Here is a 24,105-nt window from a genome sequence, read left to right as displayed (position 1 = left end):
GCGATCGTGGCGCGCGACAACGCGGCTCCCACCCCCGTCCTCACCCGTCACCAGGACCTGATCTCCTGGGTCGACGAGATCGCAGCGATCACCCAGCCCGACCGGGTCGTCTGGTGCGACGGCTCGGAGGCGGAGTACGAGCGGCTGTGCGAGGAGCTCGTCGACAAGGGCACGTTCAAGAAGCTCGACCCGATCAAGCGGCCCAACTCCTACTACGCCGCCTCCGACCCCTCGGACGTGGCCCGGGTCGAGGACCGCACCTTCATCTGCTCCGAGAAGGAGGAGGACGCAGGGCCGACGAACCACTGGAAGGCCCCCGGCGAGATGCGCGAGATCTTCGCGGGTGAGAAGGGCATCTTCCGCGGCGCGATGAAGGGCCGGACGATGTACGTCGTCCCGTTCTGCATGGGCCCGCTCGGCTCCCCCCTCTCCGCGATCGGCGTGGAGATCACCGACTCCGCCTACGTCGCGGTCTCGATGCGCACCATGACGCGCATGGGGCAGCCGGTCCTCGACGAGCTCGGCGAGGACGGCTTCTTCGTCAAGGCCGTGCACACCCTCGGCGCCCCGCTGGCCGAGGGCGAGGCGGACGTCCCCTGGCCGTGCAACTCCACCAAGTACATCTCGCACTTCCCCGAGGACCGCGAGATCTGGTCGTTCGGCTCCGGCTACGGCGGCAACGCCCTGCTCGGCAAGAAGTGCTACGCGCTGCGCATCGCCTCCGTCATGGCCCGTGACGAGGGCTGGCTCGCCGAGCACATGCTCGTCCTCAAGCTGACCCCGCCGCAGGGCGAGGCCAAGTACGTCGCCGCCGCCTTCCCGAGCGCCTGCGGCAAGACCAACCTGGCCATGCTGGAGCCGACGATCCCGGGCTGGACCGTGGAGACCATCGGCGACGACATCGCCTGGATGCGGTTCGGCGAGGACGGCCGCCTCTACGCGATCAACCCCGAGGCCGGCTTCTTCGGCGTCGCGCCCGGCACCGGCGAGCACACCAACGCCAACGCCATGAAGACCCTGTGGGGCAACTCCGTCTTCACCAACGTCGCGCTCACCGACGACGGCGACGTGTGGTGGGAGGGCATGACCGAGGAGACCCCGGCGCACCTGACGGACTGGAAGGGCAACGACTGGACCCCCGAGTCCGGCGTCCCGGCCGCCCACCCCAACGCCCGCTTCACCGTCCCGGCCGCCCAGTGCCCGACCATCGCGCCCGAGTGGGAGGACCCCAAGGGCGTGCCGATCTCGGCGATCCTCTTCGGCGGCCGCCGCGCCAGCGCCGTACCGCTGGTGACGGAGTCCCGCGACTGGAACCACGGGGTCTTCCTCGGCGCGAACGTGGCGTCCGAGAAGACCGCCGCGGCCGAGGGCAAGGTCGGCGAGCTGCGCCGCGACCCGTTCGCCATGCTGCCGTTCTGCGGCTACAACATGGGCGACTACATGGGCCACTGGGTCAAGGTCGGTGCCGACAAGGACCAGGCCAAGCTGCCGAAGATCTACTACGTCAACTGGTTCCGCAAGGACGACAAGGGCCGCTTCGTGTGGCCGGGCTTCGGCGAGAACAGCCGGGTGCTCAAGTGGATCGTCGAGCGCCTGGAGGGCAAGGCCGAGGGCGTCGAGACCCCCATCGGCGTGCTGCCCACCAAGAACGCCCTGGACACCGAGGGCCTGGAGCTCGCCGACGCCGACCTCGACTTCCTGCTCACCGTCGACAAGGGCGTGTGGCGCGAGGAGGCGGCGCTGATCCCCGAGCACCTCAACACCTTCGGTGACCACACGCCGAAGGAGCTGTGGGACGAGTACCGGGCGCTGGTGCAGCGCCTCGGCTAACCGTCTATTTGAACGCCCGTCCGGGGTCCCGCACTTGGTGCGGGACCCCGGACGTTCGACGTCAGGCCGTGGCCAGGTCCCGTACCTCGGCCGCATCGTGCGCCGCCATCCGCTCCGCCGCCAGCGTCATCGCCGTGGCGTCGTCGCGGGAGGTGGCCACCGCCAGGGCGTTCCCGGCGAGGGTGTGGGCGCGCCGGTGCAGGACCGGGACACGGGAGGGCTCGCCGTCGTCGCTGGGCTCGGCGCGCAGCGGACGGCGGCCGCCGCTCAGCCGCGCCACCTGCTCGGCGATCCGGTCGGCGGCGGCCGCCAGCGCGGCACTCTCCGCGGCGTCGCCGGCCCCCACCGCCAGGGCGTGCAGCTCATCGGTGACGGTGAGCAGCGCCGTGAGCTGTCCGGCGAGCCGGATCTCCAGCTCCTCCTCGCGGGAGCGGTGCGGATAGTCCGCGGCGGCGGCCATGGTGTGGACCGACTTGGTGCGGATCGGTTCGTACATGGGGGCCTCCTGCAAGCACCTGGGACGAGCAGCCGCACATGGGCAGCCGAAATACTCCTAGGAGGCCATCCTAGCTTAGACCTTGTCTAAAGTTGTGAGTCGTACAGAAGTCGCGTCGGTTCAGTACTGCCCGTAACCGTCCAGGAAGGTTCCGATCCGGGTGACGGCGTCCGTCAGATCGTCCGCGCTGGGCAGCGTGACCAGCCGGAAGTGGTCCGGCTCCGGCCAGTTGAAGCCCGTGCCGTGCACGATCATGATCTTCTCGGCGCGCAGCAGGTCCAGCACCATCTTCCGGTCGTCCTTGACCTTGTAGACCTTCGGATCCAGCCGCGGGAAGGCGTACAGCGCGCCCTTCGGCTTGACGCAGCTGACGCCCGGGATCTGGGTGAGCAGCTCGTAGGCCGTGTCGCGCTGCTCGCGCAGCCGGCCGCCGGGCAGCACCAGATCGTTGATCGACTGGCGGCCGCCGAGGGCGGTGGCGACCGCGTGCTGGGCCGGCATATTGGCGCACAGCCGCATGTTGGCCAGGATCGTCAGGCCCTCTATGTACGAGGAGGCGTGCTCCTTGGGGCCGCAGACCGCCATCCAGCCGCTGCGGTAGCCCGCCACGCGGTAGGACTTGGACAGGCCGTTGAAGGTCAGGGTCAGCAGGTCCGGCGCGAGCGAGGCGAACGGGGTGTGGGTGGCGTCGTCGTAGAGGATCTTGTCGTAGATCTCGTCGGCGCAGACGATCAGATTGTGGCGGCGGGCGATCTCCGCTATGCCGCGCAGCAGCTCGTCGTCGTACACCGCGCCCGTGGGGTTGTTGGGGTTGATGACGACGATGGCCTTGGTGCGGTCGCTGACCTTGCGCTCGATATCGGCCAGGTCCGGCATCCAGTCCGCCTGCTCGTCGCAGCGGTAGTGCACGGCGGTGCCGCCGGAGAGCGAGACCGACGCCGTCCAGAGGGGATAGTCCGGAGCCGGTACGAGCACCTCGTCGCCGTCGTCCAGCAGCGCCTGCATCGACATCTGGATCAGCTCGGAGACGCCGTTGCCCAGATAGATGTCGTCGACCGACAGCTCGACGCCCTTGGTCTGGTAGTGCTGCATCACCGCGCGGCGGGCGGAGAGCAGGCCCTTGGCGTCGCCGTAGCCGTGCGCCGTGCCGACCGAGCGGAGGATGTCCTCCAGGATCTCGGGCGGGCACTCGAAGCCGAACGCCGCCGGGTTGCCCGTGTTGAGCTTGAGGATGCGGTGCCCCGCCGCCTCCAGCCGCATGGCCTCCTCGAGCACCGGGCCACGGATTTCGTAGCAGACGCCTGAGAGCTTGGTTGACTGGATCACCTGCATGTCCGCCACTTTACGGCCGTGTATCGGCGATCGCCGGGTGTTTTTCCCCACCTCGGTGAGCGCATGGTGTGGGGTTGCTCACCTGGGGTGAGCGACGGGCGGGCCGGCCGCCGGGCGCGGGTACCGATTTCGTCGGGCGGCGGGGTGGCGGGAGCCGCCGCGCGGCGGACGGCGCGCCGCGTTCCCCGCGCCGGGTTCACCTCCGGACGCGCCCGGGTGTCCGCCGCACCGCCCGGCCCGCCAGCACATCCGTCCGGCGTCCGTCCTCGATCACGAACCGGCCGTCGATCAGGACGTGGGGGATGCCCGTCGGCAGCGTGCGCGGGGCCTCGTACGTGGAGCCGGCCGCGACCGTGTCCGGGTCGAAGAGGACCAGGTCGGCGCGGTAGCCCTCGCGGACCAGGCCGCGGTCGGGCAGCCGGAGGCGGGCGGCGGGGCGGGAGGTCAGATGGGCGATGCACTCCTCCAGGGAGAGGACGCCCAGGTCGCGGACGTACGTGCCGAGGTACTGGGGGAAGGTGCCGTACGCGCGCGGATGCGGCTTGGCGCCCTGGAGGATGCCGTCGCTGCCGCCGGTGTGGACGCGGTGGCGCATGATCCGGCGGACGTTGTCCTCGTGGCCGACGTGCTGGAGGATCGTCGGGCCGAGGCGGTCGTCGATCAGGAGGCGGCGGGCGGTGACCCAGGGTTCCTCGCCGCGTTCGGCGGCGCTGCGGGCGAGGGTCTTGCCGACGCAGCCCGCCAGGCCCGGGTCCGAGACGCCGGAGATCTCGATGGTGTCCCACTCGATCGGCACGCCGTGGCAGCCGTCGGCGCCCTCGACCTCCATGACCTGCCGGATGCGCTCGGCCGTCGCGTCGTCCCGCAGCCGGGCCAGGATCGCTTCCGGGCCGCCCTCGCTCGCCCAGCTCGGCAGCATCGCCACGAGGGTGGTGCAGCCGGGGGTGTAGGGGTAGGTGTCGAGGGAGATGTCGGCGCCCGCGTCGAGGGCCCGGTCCAGGAGGGCCAGCAGCTCGGGGGCGCGCCCCTTGTTGACGCCGAAGTTCATGGTGGCGTGCGCCAGATGCAGCGCGCAGCCGGCCTCGCGGGTGAGGGCGACCATCTCCTCGTACGCCTGGAGGGCGCCCGCCCCGTACGAGCGGTGGTGCGGGCAGTAGTAGCCGTCGTAGCGGGCCACCACCCGGCACAGTTCGGTCAGTTCGGCGTCCGAGGCGTACATGCCGGGGGTGTAGGTCAGGCCGGAGGAGAGGCCGACGGCGCCCTGTTCCAGGCCCTCGGCGACCAGCTGCTTCATCCGGGCGAGCTCGGCGGGGCCGGCCGCGCGGTCCTCCCAGCCGAGGGCGAGCATCCGGACGGTGCCCTGCGGGATCAGGTAGGCGGCGTTGACGGCGATGCCCCGGCCGTCGAAGCCGTGGTCGAGGCGGTCGAGATAGTCGCCGACGGTGCGCCAGCTGAAGTCGATGTCCGCGCTTCCGGGCGCCCCGCCGTTCCAGCCGGTGATCTGGGCGCGGACCTCGGCGAGGGTGCGGTCGTCGACCGGCGCGTACGACAGGCCGTCCTGGCCGAGGACTTCGAGCGTGACGCCCTGGGCGGCCTTGGCCTCGTGCGCGGGGTCGCGGAGCAGCGCGAGGTCGCTGTGGGCGTGCATGTCGATGAAGCCGGGGCTGAGGGCGAGCCCGTCGGCCGCCACGACGCGGGCGGCGTCCGGGCGCGGCCCGCCGTCCGTCTCGCGGTGGATCGCGGCGATCCGGCCGCCGTCCAGGGCGACGTCGGCGCGGTAGGCCGGGCCGCCGGAACCGTCGAGGACGCGCACGTCGCGGAGGACGGTGTCCATGGCTGGGCTGCCTTTCGTGCGGTGTGCCGGGGCCGACGGCGCACGCCGCGGGGGACCGGCGCGCGCCGTCGGGGTCGGGGGGCCGCGGGTCCGTGCGGCCCGGCCGGGTCAGAAGAAGGTGCGGATGAAGTCCGTGACCGTGCCGTCCGCCTCGACCAGCGGGATCAGCTGCCATTTGTCGAAGGACGTACACGGGTGGGACAGGCCCAGGCCGACCCAGTCGCCGACCTCCAGGTCGCCGGCGTGCTCGGTCGCCACCCAGGCGTGCTGGTCGGACAGGCCGGTGACGGTGACGCCGTCGGCGCGGCGCTCGGTGCCGTCCCGGCCGGACCGTACGACCTGGGCCTGCGGCAGATCGAGGTCGTACGCCGCGTCCCGCTTGCCCGCGTTGAGGAACGCCTGCTGCGGGGTGGGGCGGGAGACGACCTGTGCCCAGAGGCGGAAGGCGGGCTGGAGGGCGCCCTCCTGCGGGATGCGGTTGAAGGGGGTGAGGCGGCGGTAGTGCGCGTCGTCGTGCGAGACATAGGCGCCCGAGCGGAGCAGTTTGAGGACCGGGGCGGACAGCGCGGGGATCTCCGCGAAGACCTCGGCGACCGCGTCGAACCAGGCGCTGCCGCCCGCGCTGACCACGATCTGGTCGAGGTCGGCGAACCGGCCCGCCTTGTCGAACTCCACGGCCAGCGCGACCAGCCGGCGCAGCCAGGCGGTCACCCGCGCGGAGTCGGCGTCCGGCACCTCGCCCTCGTAACCGGCGACGCCGACCAGGCGGAGGGTGTCCACGCCCGCGATGGCATCGGCGAGTTCCAGGCATTCGGCCTCGGTGCGGACGCCGGTACGGGCGCCCTCGCCGGCGCCCAGCTCGATGACGACGTCCACCGGGCGGGTCGCCCCGGCCTCGCGCAGCGCGATGTCCATCAGCTCGATGCCGCGCAGCGAGTCGACGTAGCAGAGGAAGCGGAAGTCGGGGTCGGCGGCCAGCTCGGCGGCGAGCCAGCGCAGCGCGGGCGCGTCCACGACCTCGTTGGCGAGGAAGATCCGCTGGATGCCGTAACTGCGGTAGACGCGGGCCTGGTGGGGGACGGCGGCGGTGATGCCCCAGGCGCCGTGCTCGAGCTGGCGGGCGAAGAGCTGCGGGGCCATGGAGGTCTTGCCGTGCGGGGCGAAGGCCAGGCCGTGCCGGGTGGCGTAGGTCTCCATCAGGGCGAGGTTGTGCTCGACCGATTCGGCGGACAGGGCGAGCACGGGGGTGGTGAAGCCGTCGGTGAAGAGGTTGCGGCGTTCGGCGGCCAGCTCCCCGACGGTGCGGCCCTCGGCGTCCGGGGGGAGCGCCTTGAAGCGGTGATCGATGCGTTCGTCGGCGAGTCCCTTGAGTCCCTGCGCGAGCCGCTCGACGGCCATGGGGCCTCCTCGAAGATCGTGTGGCATTAAGCGTTGCACTCTTTGCAACAGTCATTGCGTATATCGCTTGCAGCTGTCTAACATCCGGGCCATCACCCGGTCAATGGCGAGAAACACGGTCCGGAACACGGCGCGGACCCCGGCGGGAAACCGCCGGAACACCGGGCCGCGCAGCCACCCCCGCGAAGGAGCACAGCCGATCGTGACCAGGCCCTCGAACGCCGGCGCCACCACCGCCCCGGACGGCGCCCCCGTCCCGGACGTCGATGTCGTCTGCCTCGGCGAGTCCATGGTCACCTTCCTGCCCACCACAGCGGGACGGCTCGCCGATGTCCCCGCCTTCGAGCGCGCCATCGGCGGCGCGGAGTCCAACGTGGCGTGCGGGCTGGCCGCCGCCGGACACCGCGCGAAATGGGTCGGCCGGGTGGGCGCCGACGGATTCGGCGATCACCTCGTGGCCGCCATCGCCGCGTACGGGGTCGACACCGGCGCCGTACGACGCGACCCCGCCCGGCCCACCGGCATCTACTTCCGCACGGCGGGCGACCGCGCCACCGACGCCCACGAGGTCGCCTACTACCGGGCCGGCTCCGCCGCCTCCGCGATGGCCGTCGCGAACATGGACCTGGACGCCGTCCGCTCGGGCCGGGTACTGCATCTGTCGGGCATCACGGCGGCGCTCTCCGGTGACTGCCTCGCCCTGACGCGCGAACTGACCGTCCGGCGCACCGCCGGCCGCCCGCTCGTCTCCTTCGACGTCAACCACCGGCCCGGCCTGTGGCGCGACGCCGCCGACGTCGGCCCCGAAGTACTGCTCGACTTCGCCCGCGGCGCCGACCTCGTCTTCGTCGGCGAGGACGAGGCACGGGACGCCTGGGGCATCACCGGCGGCCCGGACGCCGTCCGCGCGGCGCTCCCCGAGCCCGCCCTGCTGATCGTCAAGCGCGGGGCCGCGGGCGCCGTCGCCTACGACCGGCACGGCACCCGGCACGCCGAACCCGCCCCGCGCGTCGAGGTCGTCGCCGCCGTCGGTGCGGGCGACGCCTTCGCCGCCGGCTTCCTCTCCGCCACCCTCCGCGGCCTGCCCGTCCGCACCCGCCTCCGCCACGGTCACCTGTGGGCCGCCGCCGCCCTCACCGTCCCCGGCGACCTCGCCGCGCCCCCCGGGCGCGCCCTCGCCGACCGCCTCGCCGGACTCGACGACACGGCCTGGGGGACACTGCACCTCGGCCCCGGCTGGACGACAGCGACGGCGGCCGTGGACCAGGAGGGTACGTACGCAGTGAACGAGCGCAGCGAGGGACAAGAAGGCACGGCACAGCGAAGCGAGGCACGCGCATGAGCCAGACCGTCGACCGAGCACTGAGCATCCTGCCGCTGCTCGCGGAGGGCCCCGCCGACCTGGGACAGGTCGCCGACCGCCTCGGCGTCCACAAGTCCACCGCCCTGCGGCTGCTGCGCACCCTCCACGAACACGGCCTCGTCCACCGCCAGCCCGACCAGCGCTACCGCCTCGGCGCCCGCCTCTTCGCGCTCGCCCAGCAGGCCGTCGAGAACCTCGACGTACGCGATATCGCCCACCCCCACCTCGTCGAACTCAACGCGAAATGCGGACACACCGTCCACCTCGCGGTCCACGAGGAGAACGAGGTCCTCTACATCGACAAGGTCGAGAGCCGCTACCCCGTCCGGATGTACTCCCGGATCGGCAAGCCCGTCGCGATCACCGTCGCCGCGGTCGCCAAGCTGCTCCTCGCCGACCTGCCCGAACCCGAGCGCCGCGCCCTCGCGGAAAGGCTCGACTACCCCCCCTACACGTCCCGTTCGACCCCCGATGCCACGGCCTTCCTCGCCGAACTGGCCAAGGTCCGCGAACAGGGATGGGCCACCGACCTCGGTGGCCACGAGGAGTCCATCAACTGCATCGGCGCCCCCATCCGCGGCGCGGACGGACGCCTGGTCGCCGCCATGTCGGTCTCCGCGCCGAACGTCGTCGTCAGCGCAGAGGAACTCCTCAAGCTGCTCCCGCTGGTGCGCCGCACGGCCGACGCCATCAGCCGGGAGTACTCCGGCACACCTCCCTCCTAGGAAGCATGAGCATGAGCGAGAAGACCGCCCTCACCCCGGCCACCCACACCACCCCGCCCGCGAAGTTCTCCCATGGCGTCAAGAAGGGCAACATCCTCCAGGTCGCCGGCCAGGTCGGCTTCCTGCCCGCCGTCGAGGGCCAGGCCCCCACGCCCGCCGGCCCCACCCTGCGCGAGCAGACCCTGCAGACCCTGGCCAACGTCCGGGCCATCCTCGAAGAGGGCGGCGCCACCTGGGACGACGCGATGATGATCCGCGTCTACCTCACCGACGTGGACCACTTCGCCGAGATGAACGCGATCTACAACGCCTACTTCGAGGAGCAGGGCCTCAAGGAGGCCCCCGCCGCCCGCACGACCGTCTACGTCGGTCTCCCCAAGGGCCTGCTCATCGAGATCGACGCCCTCGCGGTCCTGAGCTGAACCACCGCCTGTGCCCTTAGAACCCCCGCACCACCACCAGCCGCACGGCGCGGCGCCCCGTACCGACGGGTCGCCGTGCCGCGGTCCGCCCTACCTGGAAGCATCCTGCTGCCTGACATCGGAGCCCGCCCATGTTCCTCGCCGCCACGCCCGCCGCCCCGCCGTCGCCACCACCCCACACGGGCGGCCTGCTCGCCGTCATACCGGGTACCGCGGGCCTGCTGACGGTCGCCGCCCTCGGCATCGCCCTGCTCCTCGTCCTGATCATCAAGGTCCGCCTGCAGCCCTTCGTCGCGCTGCTGTCGGTCTCCATCGTCGTCGGCCTGGCCGCCGGCCTCTCCGTCACCGAACTCTTCGGCACGGTCCAGAAGTCCGACGCCGTCTCGATGCTCGAGACCGGCATGGGCGGCATCCTCGGGCATGTCGCCATCATCATCGGCCTGGGCACCATGCTCGGCGCGATTCTCGAAGTCTCCGGCGGTGCCGAGGTGTTGAGCGTCCGCCTGCTCCGCCTCTTCGGCGAGAAGCGCGCCCCGCTGGCCATGGGGATGACGGGCCTGATCTTCGGTATCCCCGTCTTCTTCGACGTCGGCATCTTCGTCCTGGCCCCGATCGTCTACGCGGCCGCCAAGCGCAGCGGCAAGTCGATCCTCCTGTACTGCATGCCGCTGCTGGCCGGTCTGTCCATGACCCATGCCTTCCTGCCGCCGCACCCCGGTCCGGTCGCCGCCGCCGGCCTGTTCAAGGTGGACCTCGGCTGGGTCATCCTCATGGGCATCATCTGCGGTGTCCCCGCCGTGCTGGCCGCCTGGGGCTACGCCGCCTGGATCGGCAAGCGCCTCTTCGTCCCCGTACCGCAGGACATGGTCGAGGCCGCCGAGGAGGCCAAGGCCGCCGTCGCCGCCGAACGGGCCGCCGGTGCCACGCCCCACGAGAAGCCGGTCCCCGTCGCCACCGTCCTCGTCATCATCGGCACCCCCCTCGTCCTCATCCTCCTGGCGACCTTCTCCTCCCTCGCCCTGGCCCCTTCCACGGGCCGCTCGGTCATCGAGTTCTTCGGCCACCCCTTCGTCGCCCTGACGATCGCCCTGCTGCTCTCGTACTACCTGCTGGGCATCCGCCGCGGCTGGTCCCGCACGTCCCTGGAGGCTGTCTCCACGGCGTCGTTGAAGCCGGTGGGCAATATTCTGCTGGTGGTCGGCGCCGGTGGCATCTTCGGCGCCGTCCTCAAGGGCAGCGGCGTCGCGACGGCGCTGTCCGAGACCTTCCACAACGTCGGCCTGCCGGTCATCGTCCTGGCCTATCTGCTGTCGCTGGTGCTGCGGGTGGCCCAGGGCTCGGCGACCGTCGCCATAGTGACGACGGCCGGCATCGTGCTGCCGCTGGTGGAGGGACAGGGGCTGTCCCAGGCCGCGCTGGCGCTGATCATCATGGCGATCTCGGCGGGGTCGATCTTCGCCTCGCACGTGAACGACGGGGGCTTCTGGATGGTCAGCCGCTACTTCGGGATCTCCGAGACGGACACCCTGAAGTCCTGGACCGTGCTGGAATCGGTGCTCTCGGTCGCCGGGTTCGCGGTGGCGGCGCTGGTGAGCCTGCTGGTCTAGGTGGTGTCCCGCCACGGAGGGCGCCCCGCCGCTGCGGGGCGCCCTCGGGTGCGGCCGGAGGGTCAGCCCTTGGCCTTGCAGTACTGGTCTTCCTTGCCGATCGCGCGATACGGGCAGTCCGCCGTCTCCAGCAGCTGGAGCACGGCGTCCTTGTTACGGGCGGTCTCCTTCGGGATCACCGAGTCCTTCGGGTAGAAGCCGCCGCCGCCCGATGAGGGATACATCTCGAAGGTGTAGGCGAAGACCTTCTGGTCGCCCCACAGCCAGTCGTCGATCGCCCCGTCGGTGATGTAGAGCTCGCTGGACTGCTCGGGCGTGTAGCCGTTGCTGGCGGCCATCTTCTTTCCGATGGCGGCGAAGGTGTCGTGGTCGTCCTGGGTCATGCCGGGGCCGGTCTCGTCGTTGGTGAAGCCGAAGGGCCACAGCACGAGTTCGCTGTAGGTGTGGAAGTCGATGGCGGCCTTGATCTGCTGCTTGCCGCCGACGATGCGGCTGTGGACGAATTTCGAGACGACCTGGACCTCGGGGGCGGAGGCGGCCGAGGGGCCGCGGTAGGTCTCGTCGGCCGGGTCGTCGGAGGAGCCGTTGCAGCAGCCCCATTTGAAGTCCCAGTTGCGGTTGAGGTCGGTGCCGACCTCGTCGCTCCCGGCGTTGGGCTGGCGGTTCTTGCGCCAGCTTTGGAACTCGCCGGTGGCGATGTCGTATTCGCCGCCGTCCGGGTTGAGATCGGGGACGATCCAGATCTCGCGGGAGTCGAGCATCTTGGTGATGCGGTCGTCCGAGCCGTACTTCCCGGTGAATTCGTTGAGGAGGTAGAGGGCCATCTCGACGGTGAGGTGTTCCCGGGCGTGCTGGTGGGCGGTGAAGAGGACCTCTGGCTCGTTCTCGTCCTTGGTGACGTTCTTGCTGAGTTTGAGGGCGAGGATGTCGCGGCCCTCGTGGGACGTGCCGATGACCTGCTTGCTGAGGATGGCCGGGTACTTGGCGACGAGGGCGTCGATCTCCTTCGTGGCCTCGGCGTAGTTGTGGTAGTTCGTGTAGCCGGTGGGGAAGTCCTTGATCCGGCCGGCGGCGGTGGGGGGAGCCGGCGGGTCGGGCAGCTTCCGCAGGGAGTAGCCGAGGCGGCGTACGAGGGCGGCCTGGGCGCGGTCCGCGGTGATGACGACGGCGCGGGCGTGGACCTCGTCGACGGAGGCGCCGGTCGCGGTCAGGGCGGTGCGCTCGGCGGGGGTGGCGGGGCCCGTCACCTCGTACTGGTGGGGGCGTTCGGCGTCCCGGGCGGTGCGGGCCGTGGGGGCGGTGGTCGGGGCGTCCTGGGCCTGCGCGGCGATCGGTGCGGCGAGCGCGAGGGAGAGGACGGCGGCGAGGACGGTGGTCCGTCCGCCGCGTATGCGTCGAAGTCGCATGCGGTCTCCTGTGGGGTGTGAGGCGAAGCGACGCCGTCAGTTTTGAGGGTTGGCATGGGCGGGTCAAGGCGTAGGACGGCCGGATGTGAGAGGCGGTGCGAAGGCGTCGAATCCGGCAACTTGCCATCGGTTTACGGAATTTCATTGCCTGGAAGCGTTCCGCGGCCAACAATGCGCACGACAAAACCGAAGGGCCGCGACGGCGACGTGACGGGCCTTCGGTACCGAAAGCTGAGAGGACCCCCACATGAATCGACCTCTCGTCGGCGCCCTGGCCACGGCCGTTCTGGGCGCCGCAGCCCTGGTCGGGAGTGCCGGCAGCGCCGGTGCCGCCACCGGCGGAACGCATCACAAGCCCAAGCCGAGGACCCACGCCGTCGACTTCGCCGGCACGGTCGCGCTGAGCAACTGCTCCGGTTCGGTCGTCAAGATGCCGACCTCGCAGGAGAACGACCCGGCCCTGGTGATGTCCAACGGACACTGCCTGGAGGGCGGAATGCCGGGCGCGGGCGAGGTCATCGTCGACCAGCCGTCCAGCCGCAGCTTCACCCTGCTCGACAAGTCGGCCGGTGATCTGGGCACGATCAAGGCCACCAAGGTGGCGTACGCGACGATGACCGACACGGACGTGTCGCTCTACGAGACGGGCTCGACGTACGCCGAGATCGAGCAGAAGTACGGCATCAAGCCGCTGGAGCTGGCCACCGAGCACCCGGCCAAGGGCGCGGGGATCAGCGTGGTCTCCGGGTACTGGAAGAAGATCTACTCCTGCAGCGTCGACGGGTTCGTGCCCCAGCTCAAGGAGGGCGACTGGACCTGGAAGGACTCGGTCCGCTACACGCCGGAGTGCAAGACCATCGGCGGGACGTCCGGGTCGCCGGTGATCGACACCACCAGCGGCAAGGTCGCGGCGATCAACAACACGGGTAACGAGGACGGCGAGAAGTGCACCGTCAACAACCCGTGCGAGGTCGACGAGAACGGCAATGTCACGGTGCACAAGGGCATCAACTACGCGCAGGAGACGTACGGGATACCGAAGTGCTTCGGGGCCGGCAACAAGCTGGACCTGAGTGCGGCGGGATGCGAGCTGCCCAAGCCGTCGGGCGCGCGCAGGTGAGGTAGCACCAGCAGGACGCCAGGTCCCGTGCATGCGGTGCACGGGACCTGGCTGTGGGGGGTGGCGCCCGGAGGCCGGCGAACCGGGCCGGTTACGGAAGCCCGTGGACGTGCCCGCCCACCTGGGTCGCGAAGGCGTTGCCGTTCGCGGCGTCCCAGTTCGTCGACCAGGTCATCGCGCCGCGCAGGCCCGGATAGGTCTTCGACGGCTTGAAGGAGCCGCAGTTGCTGCCCCGGGTGAGGCAGTCCAGGGCGGCGTTGACGACGTCCGGGGACACATATCCGCTGCCGGCCGCGCCGGCGGAGGCCGGTACGCCGATGCCGACCTGGGACGGGTCGAGGCCGCCCTCCAGCTGGATGCAGGCGAGCGAGGTCAGGAAGTCCACCGAGCCCTGGGCATAGACCTTGCCGTCGCAGCCGTTCATCGAACCGCTGTTGTAGTACTGCATGTTGACGACGGTCAGGAAGTCCTTGATGCCGAGGGCCGTCTTGAAGTACTCGTTCCCCGTTGACTGCATATCGATGGTCTGCGGGGCCATGGTCACCACGACGTCGCCGTGCGCGGCGTGCACGGCCTTGAGCGCCTGGGTCATGTACGTCGAATTGAGGCCGTTTTCGAGGTCGATGTCGACGCCGTCGAAGCCGTACTCGTCCATCAGCTTGTTGACGGAGTCGGCGAAGTTCTTGGCGGAGGCGTCGTCGTTGACGGAGACCGAGCCTTTTTCGCCGCCGACGGAGAGGACGACCGACGTGCCGGCCGCCTGCTTGGCCTTGATGTCGGCCTTGAAGTCGTCGACGGAGCCGTAGCCGACGGCCGGGTCGAGGTTGAAGGTGACGGCGCCGGGCTGCCCGGTCGCGTCGGCGAAGGAGACGGCGATGATGTCGTAGGCGTCGTCGACGTCCTTCAGTTTCTGGACGGTGGCGCCGTTGTTGAAGTTCTGCCAGTAACCGGTGACGGCGTGCCGGGGTACGGCGCCGGCGTCCGCGGCGGGGGCGGCCGCGGCGGTGCCCGCCGATATCAGGACGGCCGCGGCCAGCCCCGCCAGCAGCCTTCTCGCCAGTGTTCTCCTCGGTGTTCCTGAAGGTGCGCGAACCACGACTGCCTCCGTGTGGGGGGAGTTGAGGGGGTGGTGCCGGAACGCGCTCAGGGGCCCCTGGGCTTGCCGTACAACGTGGTCCAGACCATTGAACCTGTCAAGAGGTTTTCAAGGGTTCGCACGGAAGCGGAAGTTCCCCCCTCGGCCGTCCGGACGGTATGTGCCGTTTCCCTACGGGACCGCCGTCGCGACGAGTAGCCCAGAACGTGTTCTCTGGGGCGTATCTCGTGGATAAAGTGCTGAGCGTATGGCGCCGATGGCGCAGAGCTGTGCCGATCCGCGGTCCCGGACCCCCGGCGGCCGCTAGGAGTGGGGGAGCGACGTGCCGACCGCGATTGCAGTCACCAGCCCTGACCTCGCGCTGCCCGCCGACCCGCAGACCCCCGCCGCGGTCGTCCTCAAGGCCCCGCACCTCCAGCCGCTGGACGACGCCCTGACGGAGGCCGCCGCCGTACTGGAGCACCACGGCCATCTCGTCGTGCTCTACTCCTCCGCCTGTCCGCCCGAACACATCCGCCGGCTGCACACCCTGCGCGCCGTCCTCGAGAGCGACCGGATCGCCATCCTGCCGCTGTCCCTGCCGCCGCTGGGGGTGGCGGTGCTCGCCCGTCAGTTGCGACAGCTGTCGCGATACGACTTCAGTCCGGGCGTGCTGGCCTGCGCGGCGCGGCTGCTGGCCCACTACGTCCATGCCGGCGCCCTGCTGGGCAGCGTCAGCGGCCTGGACCGGGTCGAGGTGGATCTGCGCTCCCATATGAAGTCCTGGCTGCCCGGCGCGCATTTCGCGGTGCTGGCCAACCCGGAGCCGCGGCTGCAGCACCTGGACCGCCACAGCACCGAGGCCGGACTGCCGGCGCCCGGGTTCGCCACTCAGCTCGCGGTCGCGCGCGGACAGCTCACCGGCGAGTGGGTCACCCGGTCGCTCGCCCCGGCCTGGCAGGTGCAGGGCGCGTACGAGGAGCGGCTGCCGGCCGAGTCCGCCCGGTGGTGGGGCACCCAGAAGCTGATCGAGTTCGCGGCGTCCATCGCGGACCCCTCGGTGCTCCACCAACTGGTGTCGTCCGTACGGCGCGAGGAGTGCCGCTGGTGCGCGCTGGAACTCATCGGCGACCGCTGCGCGTTCTGCGCGACACCGGTGGCGCGCGACCGGGCCGCCGGCGGCGCGGGCCGGGAACCCGCGGCGATACCGGGGCCGCAGGGCGCCGGACGCGGCACGACGGACGCCTCCGCCGAGGCGCCGCGCCCGGCCGCGCCCCCTGCGGCCCCCGCCGTCCCGGCGCACGCCCCGGCCCCCGCGCACGCCCCCGCCGCCCCCGCCGTCCCGCCCGCCGCCCCCGCCCCTCCTCCGGCGGCCCCCCCGCCGCCCCCGTCCCCGCTGAGCCGACGCGGCCTCTCCCCGGTGGCCCCGTCCGGTGTCCCCGGCGTACGGGGCACCACCCCCGGCCAGTTGGACGTCCGCGGGCCCGGCGCGCCGAACGGCCCGGCCCCCGGCGCCCCCTGCGGCTGGGACCTCCCCGGCCATCCCGACTTCCCCGGCACCGCCCGGACGGTGGCCCACGTGCGCTGATCCGACCGCGGCCGATGCCCCGCCCCCGCCGACCGACCGTCTTCCCCGTCCCCCGATCGAGGTCCCGCCCCCATGAACTCTCGCCAGCGCCGCGGAGTGCTCCTGCTGCTCGTGTCGGCCCTCTGCGCGGTCGGCGCATTCATCGGCGTCCTGTCGGTGATCAAGAACGTCGAGTCCAAGGTCGGGCCGGAGCGGACGGCGTACCGCCTCAAGGCGGACGTCGCCGCCTATAAACCGCTGGATCCGGGGCAGTTCGAAAAGGTGAAGATGCCTCGGCGGTGGCTGCCGCCCACCGCCGTGACCGACCTCGACCGGGTCAGCGGCAAGATCGCGGTGACCCCGCTGAAGAAGGGGTCGCTGCTCCAGGACGACATGGTCGTCGACCGGCCGGCGCTGAAGGCCGGGCAGCAGGAGATCGCCATCATGATCGACGCCGCCACCGGTGTCGCCGGAAAGATCAACCCCGGTTCCCGGGTGAACATCTACGCCACCTTCGAGGGCAAGCGTCCCGAGGACGAACCGGTCTCCAAGGTCATCGTCTCCGGCGCCCAGGTCATCGACGTCGGCAAGCTCACGCCCCTGGAGCCCAAGGACCCGGGCGACACCACGGGGAGCACGACGCGCCAGGCCGGCGAGGCCGTCCCGATCACCTTCGCGCTGAACACCCAGGACGCCCAGCGGGTGGCGTACGCCGAATCCTTCGCCTCCCACGTACGGCTCGCCCTGCTCGCCCCCGGCAGCGACGCGACCGTCCCGCCCCGCGAGCGCACCTACACCCTCGACGGCGACAAGTGACCCGGAGGCACAGGTGACCATCCGCATCCTCCCCGCAGTCGGCGACCCGGACGCCGCCCGCATCGTGTCCTCGCTGCTCAGCCAGCTGCCGGACGCCGAACCCGCGCCGGTGGTCGCCGACTCCGGCGCGCTGCTCGACGCCCTGACCGCCGCCTCCGGAGGCGGCGGCCGGCCCGCCGGCCCCACCGGCGGCCGGGGACCGGCGCCCGCCGTCGAGGGGCTGCCCGAGGTCGTCCTCGTCCACGAGCGGATCGGCCCGGCCCCGGCGCTGGAGCTGATCCGCGAGGTGGCGCTGCGCTTCCCGGCCGTCGGCGTCGTCCTGATCACGACGGACGCGGGCCCTGCCCTGTTCTCCGCGGCGATGGATGCCGGCGCCCGCGGAATCGTCGGACTGCCGCTCGGCTACGAGGAGCTGGCGGCCCGGGTGCAGGCCGCGGCCCAGTGGTCGGCGGGCGTACGGGTCCACCTGGGGGGAAGCCCGGATGCGGCCCCCGGGCCGGCCGGGACGCTGGTGACGGTGACCGGCGCCAAGGGCGGCGTCGGCACGACCGTCACGGCTGTTCAACTGGCGCTGGCCGCGCGCGCCGCGGGCCGCAGCGTCGCCCTGGTGGACATGGACCTCCAGTCCGGCGACGTCGCCTCCTACCTGGACGTCCAGTTCCGCCGCTCCCTCGTCGACCTCGCCGGGATCGAGGACATCTCCGTACGGGTCCTCCAGGACGCGGTGCACGACCACCACACCGGGCTGGGCCTGCTGCTGGCCCCGGAGGAGGGCGAGCGCGGCGAGGAGGTCGACGACCGGGCCGCCCGGCAGATCGTCGCCGCGCTGCGCTCCCGCTACGAGGTGGTGGTCGTCGACTGCGGCTCGCAGATGCAGTCCGCGAACGCCGCGGCCGTCGAACTCGCCGATGTGGCGCTGCTGGTGACCACCCCGGACGTGGTCGCCGTACGGGCCGCCAAACGGCAGGTGCGGCTGTGGGACCGCCTCCAGATCCGCAAGGCGGCGGACACCACCACGCTGGTCAACCGCCTCACCCGCAGCACCGAGATCCAGCCGCCGCTGGTCGCCAAGGCCACCGGCACCCAGATGGCCCGGACGGCCGTCCCGGCCGCCTTCAAGGAGCTCCAGCCCTGCGTCGACGCGGGCCGGATGCAGGACCTGGACGCCCGCTCGACCATCAAGCAGGCGCTGTGGGCGCTGGCCGCCGAGCTGGGCCTGGTCGAATCGCCGGCCGCCCGCCACCAGGGCCGGGGCGGCCAGCGGGGGCGTACGGCGCTGACGGGGCGCAAACGCAAGGCGCTCACCACGGGGGCGGCTCCCGGACCGGGGACGGGTCCGGGTCCCGCATCGGGGTTCGCAGCCGGGGCACGGTTCGGGGCGCGGCACGGCTCCACGACGGCGGCCGGCGGGGCGGGGCCGTTCGACCCGGCCGGTCCCTACGAGGAGGGCTGAGCCGTGCGGCGCCCGCTGGGCGGCAGCGACCGTGGCCAGGTCTCCGTCGAATTCCTCGGCCTGCTCCCGCTGATCGGGCTGGTCCTCGTCCTGCTGTGGCAGTTCGTGCTGATCGGCTACACCTTCTCGCTGGCCGCCAACTCCGCCGACCGGGGCGCGCGGGCCGCCGCCGCCCTCGAGAACGGCGGCACGGGCGCCTGCCGGGCCGCCGCCGAACGCGATCTGCCCGCCTCCTGGCGCGGCGGCGCGACGACCGAGTGCCACCCCGGGGGCGGACTGTGGAAGGCGACGGTCCGGCTCGAGGTCCCGGTGCTGTTCCCCGGCGCGGCCGCCTTCCCCTGGACGGTGACCGGTTCGGCCGGCGCCGTGAAGGAGGCCCGAGGATGACGGCCGCACTCCGTACCCCCGCCCGGCCGCGCGGCCGCGACCGCGGCCAGGTGTCCATCGAATTCCTCGGCTTTCTGCCCGTGCTGCTGGCCGTCGCGCTGGCCGTGGTCCAGCTGGGCCTGGGCGCGTACGCCGTCCAGCAGGCCGGCACCGGCGCCCGCGCCGCGGCCCGTACGGCGTCCCTGGACGAAGCCGACCGCGAGGCCGACCCGGGCGCCGCGGGCCGGGCCGCGATGAGCGGCTGGATCGGCAAGGGCGCCACGATCTCGGTGGACGGCGGCCCGAGCGCGGTGCGCGCCACCGCGACCGTGCACATCCCGTCCATCATCCCCGGCGTCGACTTCGGCTCCGCCCGCCGCAGCGCCACCATGCCCACCCCCGCCCACGACACCCCGGACGCCGCGGCGGGCACGCACGAAGGAGCCGTCCCGCGATGAGCCTGAAAGCCCGGATCGTCGCCCCCGAGCCGCCCGCCGAGGCAGGCCACGACAGCCATCTGGTCGCCGTCTACCGCGCCAAGCTGCTCGAAGAGATCGACCTCGCCGAGATGTCCTCGCTGAGCGCCGCCGAGCGCCGCTCCCGCCTGGAACGCGTCCTGGGCCACATCATCAGCCGCGAGGGCCCGGTGCTGTCCACCGCCGAGCGCTCCCAGCTCATCCGCCGGGTGGTCGACGAGGCGCTCGGCCTGGGCGTCCTGGAGCCGCTCCTCGAGGACGCCTCCATCACCGAGATCATGGTCAACGGCCCGGACCAGGTGTACGTCGAGCGGTCGGGCCGGGTCGAGCTGCTGCCCGTCCGCTTCGCCTCGCACGAACAGCTGATGCAGACCATCGAGCGGATCGTCTCCACCGTCAACCGCCGCGTGGACGAGTCGAATCCGATGGTCGACGCCCGCCTGCCGTCCGGCGAGCGCGTCAACGTCATCATCCCGCCGCTCGCCCTCAACGGCGCCACCCTCACCATCCGCCGCTTCCCGCGCGCCTACACCCTCGCCGAACTCATCGGCATCGGCACCCTCGACGAGCAGATGCTGATGCTGCTGGCGGGGCTGGTGCGCGCCAAGTTCAACGTGGTGGTCTCCGGCGCCACGGGTGCGGGCAAGACCACCCTCCTCAACGCGCTCTCCGGCCTGATCCCCGACGGCGAACGCATCATCACCGTCGAGGACGCCGCCGAACTCCAGCTCCAGCAGTCCCACGTCATCCGCCTGGAATCCCGCCCCCCGAACGTCGAGGGCAAGGGCCGCATCACCATCCGCGACCTCGTACGCAACTCCCTGCGCATGCGCCCCGACCGCATCATCGTCGGCGAGGTCCGCGGCGGCGAGACCCTCGACATGCTCCAGGCGATGTCCACCGGCCACGACGGCTCGCTCGCCACCGTCCACGCCAACAGCGCCGAGGACGCCCTGATGCGGCTCCAGACCCTGGCCTCCATGTCCGACGTCAAGATCCCCTTCGAGGCCCTGCGGGACCAGATCAACAGCGCCGTCGACTGCATCGTCCAGCTCACCCGGCACGCCGACGGCTCCCGCCGGATCAGCGAGATCGCCATCCTCGACTCGCGCGGCCACGAGGACTACCGGATCGCGACCGTCTGCCGCTTCGACGCCGAGCCGATGGGCGCCGACCGCGTCGTACACGGCCGCTTCCGCTACTTCCCGCTGCCCCGCCGCGTCGCCGAACGCCTCTACATGGCCGGCGAACCCACTCTGCCCGCCTTCGGCGTGGCGGCCACCGACGACCAGCTCGCCACCCGGAAGGCCACCTCATGACCGGCGGCAACGCCCTGCCCCTGCTCACCCTCGGGGCCACCGTGCTGTGCGGAGTGCTGGCGGTCATCGGCGTCCGCGTCTACGCCGGCGGGCGCGCCCAGCGCCAGGCCATCGTCGACCGCCTCGCCGACGAGGGCGGGCTGCCCGCGGGCCGGCGCCGCCGCCGCTTCCCGTCCGTCGACCGCACCCTGCGCGCCACCCGCATCGGCCGCGGCCTCGAACTGCGGCTGGCCGCCACCGGCCTGGACCTGACCCCCGGCGAGTTCTCCGTCTACCTCCTCGCCGCGGTCATCGCGCTCTGGCTGATCGCGCAGGCCACCCTCGCCCCCTTCTTCGGCCCGATCGCCGCGCTGGTCGCCGTCTGGGCCGCCGCCGCCTTCCTCAACTGGCAACGGCAGAAGCGCATCGAGAAGTTCATCAACCAGCTCCCCGAACTCTCCCGCATCCTCGCCAACGCCACCCAGGCAGGCCTCGCCCTGCGCACGGCACTGGGCATGGCCGCCGAAGAACTGGAGGCCCCCGCGGGCGAGGAGCTGGCCAAGGTCTCCGACAAGCTCGCCGTCGGCCACTCCATCGAAGAGGCCCTCGGCGAGCTCACCGAACGCCTCCCCTCCCGCGAACTCGTCGTCCTGGTCACCACCCTGGTCCTCGCCAACCGCGCCGGCGGCACCGTCGTCGGATCCCTCCGCAACCTCACCAAGACCCTGGAGGAGCGCAAGGAGACGCGCCGCGAGGTCCGCACCCAGCTCTCCCAAGTGGTCGTCACCGCCTACGTCGTACCGCTCCTGGGCATCGGCACCCTCCTGCTGATGAACCGCATCGCCCCGGGCGCCATAGACCGCATGACCTCCACCTTCCTCGGCCAGCTGGCGGTCGTCGTCGCTTTCGTCCTCTACGCCCTCGGCTTCTTCTTCATCCGCCGCTTCGCCAAAATCGACGTCTAGAAACGGGTCTCGGGTACACCTATGGGAACGGGCATCGGAATCCTGCTGGCCCTCGCCTTCGCCCTCGCGGTCGTCGGCATCTGCTGCGGCATCGCGCTCTACCGTCGCGAGGCCAGACTGCCGCCCGACCTCGCGCTGTCCCTGGAGGTCGGCTCGACCCGTACGACGGTCGTCGGCTCGGCCGTGGACCGCATGGGCATGCGCTACGCGCCCCTCGTCCTGCGCCTGATGGGCGGCGCGCGCGTCGCGAAGGTCCGCCGCCGCATCGACCAGGCCGGCAACCCGGGCGGCCTCACCGTCGACCGCTACGCCGCCCGCCGCGCCGTCTACGGCGCCCTCGGCCTCCTCGCCGCCGCGGTGATGTTCCTCCGCGCCCAGCCCGTCCTCGGCGTCCTCATGGTCCTCTTCGCCCTCTTCTGGAACGAGGTCGGCATCTGGGCCGCGATCCGCCAGCGCAAGGACACCATCGAGCGCACCCTTCCGGACTTCCTGGACGTCCTCGCCGTCGTCGTCAGCGCGGGGCTCGGCTTCCGTCAGGCACTGGACCGGGTCGCGGAGAAGTACGAAGGCCCCTGGGCCGATGAACTGCGCATCACGCTCCGCCAGATGGACATGGGCGTCAGCCGCCGCGTGGCCTTCGACGAACTGCGCAAACGCAACGACTCCGAGCAGGTCGCCCAGTTCGTCACCGCCCTTCAGCAGGGCGAGGAGCTGGGCTCGCCCATCGTCGACACCCTCATCCAGATCGCCAACGACATGCGCCGCACCGACGCCCAGAACGCCCGCCGCCGCGCCACCCGCGCGGTCCCCAAGGCCACCATGGTGATCACCACCTTCATGGTCCCCGCCACGATGATCCTGCTGGTCGCCGGCTTCTTCCTGGGATCGGGCACCAACTTCGGCTCCTTCATGGGCGACTGAACCGTGCCACCGTCCCCGCCCGCACCCTCTCTCGCCCGGCGCCGCTGCACCGGCCTCGGCGTCCCCGCCCTCGTCCTCCTCGGCGCCGGCCTCTTCGCCCTCCTCACCACCGCCTTCGCCCACGACACCTTCCACGACTGCCACTATTTCGGCCCGTCCTTGCGGATGCACATCACCGCCTGGGCCTCCCTCGCCTGCGGCCTCGCGGCCCCCGTCCGGTACGTCGCACTGCGCGTCCGGGCCGCCCGCCACGGCCGGCCCGCGGCGTCGGCGGCAGCCTCCGCCGTGGCCCTTGCGTTCCTGCTCCTGGGCTTGCTGCCACTGCTCTTCGAGGCGGTCGCGGTGTGGTCGCTGTACGCCCCCGACCCGTCCGGCGGCCACGACTGCTCGGGCCTGTCGGGGCCCCTCGCCCGGGCGGCACCGTACGCGGCCGGATGATGACGCTACGGCTCCCGCTTTCCGTCAACGCCTTCGCAGGAGCAACGATTTATGCCACAGTGGTTGCCCCAGGCGGCCCCCTCGCACCCCGGTACGAGCGGACCGGCCGGTCCACATGGTGTCGGAGTGCCGGATGAGCCCGGAGGGGGAGCGGGGGTGGCCGAGGTGCGGTTGACTGTCCGAAACGCGCCGTTGCACCGCCCGTTCATCTTCCTCACACAGGAAGTGGTTCGGATTCCCTGTTCCGGGAACGCTGTTCCGGCGTACTTTTCACGTGTCCTGAGCGCGCACCGGCGCGCCGGCACCACGGGGGCAGACCAGCCGGACCAGAGCGGGCCGGCCGCCCATGGAGGGGAAGACGATGGCGAAGCGGTTTTTGGGGAACGACCGGGGGCAGACCTCGATCGAATACCTGGGCATCATCGCGGTGGTCGTGGCGATCGTCATCGCGATCGCCGGTACGGACATCGGCCAGTCCATCTACGACGCCATCACCTCGAAGATCTCGCAACTCACCGGCTGATTGCCACAGTGCGGCGCGGCGTACGGCGAGACGCAGGGCAGGCCTTCCCCCTCTACATCGTGGCCGTGGCGGGCCTGCTTTTCCTTGCCCTCGCCCTCTTCGCCGTGGGCCAGGCCGCCGCCACCCGCAACAGCGCGCAGACCGCCGCCGATGCCGCGGCGCTCGGCGCCGCCCAGAGCTACCGCGACGATCTGTATCGCGCGCTGCACAAGGCCGTCGAGAGCGGCGACGGCTGGGACGACCTGCTGAGGGCCCTGGGCGTCCCCACGGGCACCGCCTGCCGCAACGCCATGTGGTTCGCCGGGAAGAACGACGCCCGCGTCACCGTCTGCACCCCCGACTCCTGGCCGACATCCTTCGCGGTCCGGGTCACGACGCGGGGCACGGTCGGCGATTCGATCGTCCCGGGTACGGAGCGGACCCATGCATCGGCCGGCGCCAAGTCCGTCGTCACCCCGCGCTGCACCGTACGGCCTGCGAAGAGCGGGCAACAGCCCGGTGGCGGCGACGGCGGCAAGGCCGGTAAGAAGGAGCCCGGCAAGGGGAAGATCGAGCTGATCTGCGACGGAAAGCCCTGGACCCTCGACCCGAAGCATCTCGACCCCTTCCCCGAGCCCTCCGACTTCTTCGCCGTCCGGCTGGCCCGATGAACGGCCTCCCCGCACGACCCCGCG

23 protein-coding genes are annotated in these 24,105 nt (G+C 71.6%); 17 read left to right on the top strand and 6 right to left on the bottom strand.

Annotated features, from left to right (window positions below):
* The first annotated feature begins 6 nt into the window (after positions 1–6).
* Positions 7–1,830 carry a phosphoenolpyruvate carboxykinase (GTP) gene (locus ACIGWZ_RS12505; protein ID WP_400063586.1) on the top strand — a complete coding sequence of 608 codons (1,824 nt, stop codon included), beginning with the start codon at positions 7–9 and terminating at the stop codon, positions 1,828–1,830.
* A 61-nt stretch (positions 1,831–1,891) separates the two neighbouring features.
* Here ACIGWZ_RS12505 and ACIGWZ_RS12500 read toward each other — a convergent pair whose 3' ends face one another.
* The 4 genes from ACIGWZ_RS12500 to ACIGWZ_RS12485 form a co-directional block, all read right to left on the bottom strand.
* Positions 1,892–2,326: a hypothetical protein gene (locus ACIGWZ_RS12500; protein ID WP_400063585.1), complete on the bottom strand. Its 435-nt coding sequence runs from the start codon at positions 2,324–2,326 to the stop codon at positions 1,892–1,894.
* Between the two features lie 120 nt (positions 2,327–2,446).
* Positions 2,447–3,658, bottom strand: coding sequence for a pyridoxal phosphate-dependent aminotransferase (locus ACIGWZ_RS12495; protein WP_400063583.1), 1,212 nt, complete (start codon positions 3,656–3,658; stop codon positions 2,447–2,449).
* A 196-nt stretch (positions 3,659–3,854) separates the two neighbouring features.
* Complete coding sequence (locus tag ACIGWZ_RS12490) at positions 3,855–5,492, bottom strand: amidohydrolase family protein (RefSeq protein ID WP_400063581.1); 1,638 nt, start codon at positions 5,490–5,492, stop codon at positions 3,855–3,857.
* 108 nt (positions 5,493–5,600) lie between these two features.
* Entirely contained in the window at positions 5,601–6,890 is a 1,290-nt protein-coding gene (locus ACIGWZ_RS12485; RefSeq protein ID WP_400063579.1) for an amino acid deaminase, read from the bottom strand.
* A gap of 202 nt (positions 6,891–7,092) precedes the next feature.
* Here ACIGWZ_RS12485 and ACIGWZ_RS12480 point away from each other — a divergent pair, with 202 nt between their 5' ends.
* The 4 genes from ACIGWZ_RS12480 to ACIGWZ_RS12465 all read left to right on the top strand — a co-directional run bounded on the left by ACIGWZ_RS12480 (position 7,093) and on the right by ACIGWZ_RS12465 (position 11,007).
* On the top strand, positions 7,093–8,232 hold the full coding sequence (locus ACIGWZ_RS12480; protein ID WP_400063577.1) for a sugar kinase: 1,140 nt from the start codon (positions 7,093–7,095) through the stop codon (positions 8,230–8,232).
* Positions 8,229–8,978 carry an IclR family transcriptional regulator gene (locus tag ACIGWZ_RS12475; RefSeq protein WP_400063575.1) on the top strand — a complete coding sequence of 250 codons (750 nt, stop codon included), beginning with the start codon at positions 8,229–8,231 and terminating at the stop codon, positions 8,976–8,978. The genes ACIGWZ_RS12480 and ACIGWZ_RS12475 overlap by 4 nt, the downstream gene beginning before the upstream one ends.
* 11 nt (positions 8,979–8,989) lie before the next feature.
* Complete coding sequence (locus ACIGWZ_RS12470) at positions 8,990–9,400, top strand: RidA family protein (RefSeq protein ID WP_400063573.1); 411 nt, start codon at positions 8,990–8,992, stop codon at positions 9,398–9,400.
* 131 nt (positions 9,401–9,531) lie between these two features.
* Complete coding sequence (locus ACIGWZ_RS12465; protein WP_400063571.1) at positions 9,532–11,007, top strand: GntP family permease; 1,476 nt, start codon at positions 9,532–9,534, stop codon at positions 11,005–11,007.
* 62 nt (positions 11,008–11,069) lie between these two features.
* On the opposite strand, the gene ACIGWZ_RS12460 is transcribed toward ACIGWZ_RS12465, so the two are convergent.
* The gene (locus ACIGWZ_RS12460) at positions 11,070–12,413 is read right to left on the bottom strand and encodes a M14 family metallopeptidase (protein ID WP_400063569.1); all 1,344 of its coding nucleotides are present in this window, start codon (positions 12,411–12,413) and stop codon (positions 11,070–11,072) included.
* A 247-nt stretch (positions 12,414–12,660) separates the two neighbouring features.
* On the opposite strand from ACIGWZ_RS12460, the gene ACIGWZ_RS12455 reads away from it, so the two are divergent.
* On the top strand, positions 12,661–13,533 hold the full coding sequence (locus ACIGWZ_RS12455; protein ID WP_400063567.1) for a serine protease: 873 nt from the start codon (positions 12,661–12,663) through the stop codon (positions 13,531–13,533).
* 91 nt (positions 13,534–13,624) lie between these two features.
* On the opposite strand, the gene ACIGWZ_RS12450 is transcribed toward ACIGWZ_RS12455, so the two are convergent.
* A complete protein-coding gene (locus ACIGWZ_RS12450) occupies positions 13,625–14,629 on the bottom strand; it encodes a chitinase (protein WP_400063566.1) in 1,005 nt (334 codons plus the stop codon).
* Between the two features lie 322 nt (positions 14,630–14,951).
* On the opposite strand from ACIGWZ_RS12450, the gene ACIGWZ_RS12445 reads away from it, so the two are divergent.
* The 11 genes from ACIGWZ_RS12445 (at position 14,952) to ACIGWZ_RS12395 (ending at position 24,081) form a co-directional block, all read left to right on the top strand.
* Positions 14,952–16,196 carry a hypothetical protein gene (locus ACIGWZ_RS12445; RefSeq protein ID WP_400063565.1) on the top strand — a complete coding sequence of 415 codons (1,245 nt, stop codon included), beginning with the start codon at positions 14,952–14,954 and terminating at the stop codon, positions 16,194–16,196.
* Positions 16,197–16,268: 72 nt separating this feature from the next.
* A complete protein-coding gene (gene cpaB, locus ACIGWZ_RS12440; RefSeq protein ID WP_400063563.1) occupies positions 16,269–16,991 on the top strand; it encodes a Flp pilus assembly protein CpaB in 723 nt (240 codons plus the stop codon).
* A gap of 13 nt (positions 16,992–17,004) precedes the next feature.
* Positions 17,005–18,444, top strand: coding sequence for a CpaE family protein (locus tag ACIGWZ_RS12435; protein WP_400063561.1), 1,440 nt, complete (start codon positions 17,005–17,007; stop codon positions 18,442–18,444).
* Positions 18,445–18,447: 3 nt separating this feature from the next.
* Complete coding sequence (locus ACIGWZ_RS12430; RefSeq protein ID WP_400063559.1) at positions 18,448–18,831, top strand: TadE/TadG family type IV pilus assembly protein; 384 nt, start codon at positions 18,448–18,450, stop codon at positions 18,829–18,831.
* Positions 18,828–19,268: a TadE/TadG family type IV pilus assembly protein gene (locus ACIGWZ_RS12425; protein ID WP_400063557.1), complete on the top strand. Its 441-nt coding sequence runs from the start codon at positions 18,828–18,830 to the stop codon at positions 19,266–19,268. The genes ACIGWZ_RS12430 and ACIGWZ_RS12425 overlap by 4 nt, the downstream gene beginning before the upstream one ends.
* Entirely contained in the window at positions 19,265–20,605 is a 1,341-nt protein-coding gene (locus tag ACIGWZ_RS12420; protein ID WP_400063556.1) for a CpaF family protein, read from the top strand. The genes ACIGWZ_RS12425 and ACIGWZ_RS12420 overlap by 4 nt, the downstream gene beginning before the upstream one ends.
* Positions 20,602–21,549, top strand: a complete 948-nt coding sequence (locus ACIGWZ_RS12415) for a type II secretion system F family protein (protein ID WP_400063554.1) — start codon at positions 20,602–20,604, stop codon at positions 21,547–21,549. Before ACIGWZ_RS12420 ends, ACIGWZ_RS12415 begins: the two co-directional genes overlap by 4 nt.
* Positions 21,550–21,570: 21 nt before the next feature.
* On the top strand, positions 21,571–22,470 hold the full coding sequence (locus ACIGWZ_RS12410; RefSeq protein WP_400063552.1) for a DUF5936 domain-containing protein: 900 nt from the start codon (positions 21,571–21,573) through the stop codon (positions 22,468–22,470).
* 3 nt (positions 22,471–22,473) lie between these two features.
* The gene (locus ACIGWZ_RS12405; RefSeq protein WP_400063550.1) at positions 22,474–22,908 is read left to right on the top strand and encodes a hypothetical protein; all 435 of its coding nucleotides are present in this window, start codon (positions 22,474–22,476) and stop codon (positions 22,906–22,908) included.
* A gap of 361 nt (positions 22,909–23,269) precedes the next feature.
* Positions 23,270–23,431, top strand: coding sequence for a Flp family type IVb pilin (locus ACIGWZ_RS12400; protein WP_046930826.1), 162 nt, complete (start codon positions 23,270–23,272; stop codon positions 23,429–23,431).
* Positions 23,432–23,439: 8 nt separating this feature from the next.
* Complete coding sequence (locus ACIGWZ_RS12395; RefSeq protein ID WP_400063548.1) at positions 23,440–24,081, top strand: pilus assembly protein TadG-related protein; 642 nt, start codon at positions 23,440–23,442, stop codon at positions 24,079–24,081.
* Positions 24,082–24,105 lie beyond the last annotated feature (24 nt).

Source organism: Streptomyces sp. NPDC053427, assembly GCF_044544985.1.
Taxonomy (GTDB): Bacteria; Actinomycetota; Actinomycetes; order Streptomycetales; family Streptomycetaceae; genus Streptomyces.
Note: the sequence above shows the minus strand (reverse complement) of the source record. Positions and strands in the feature narration are given on the sequence as shown.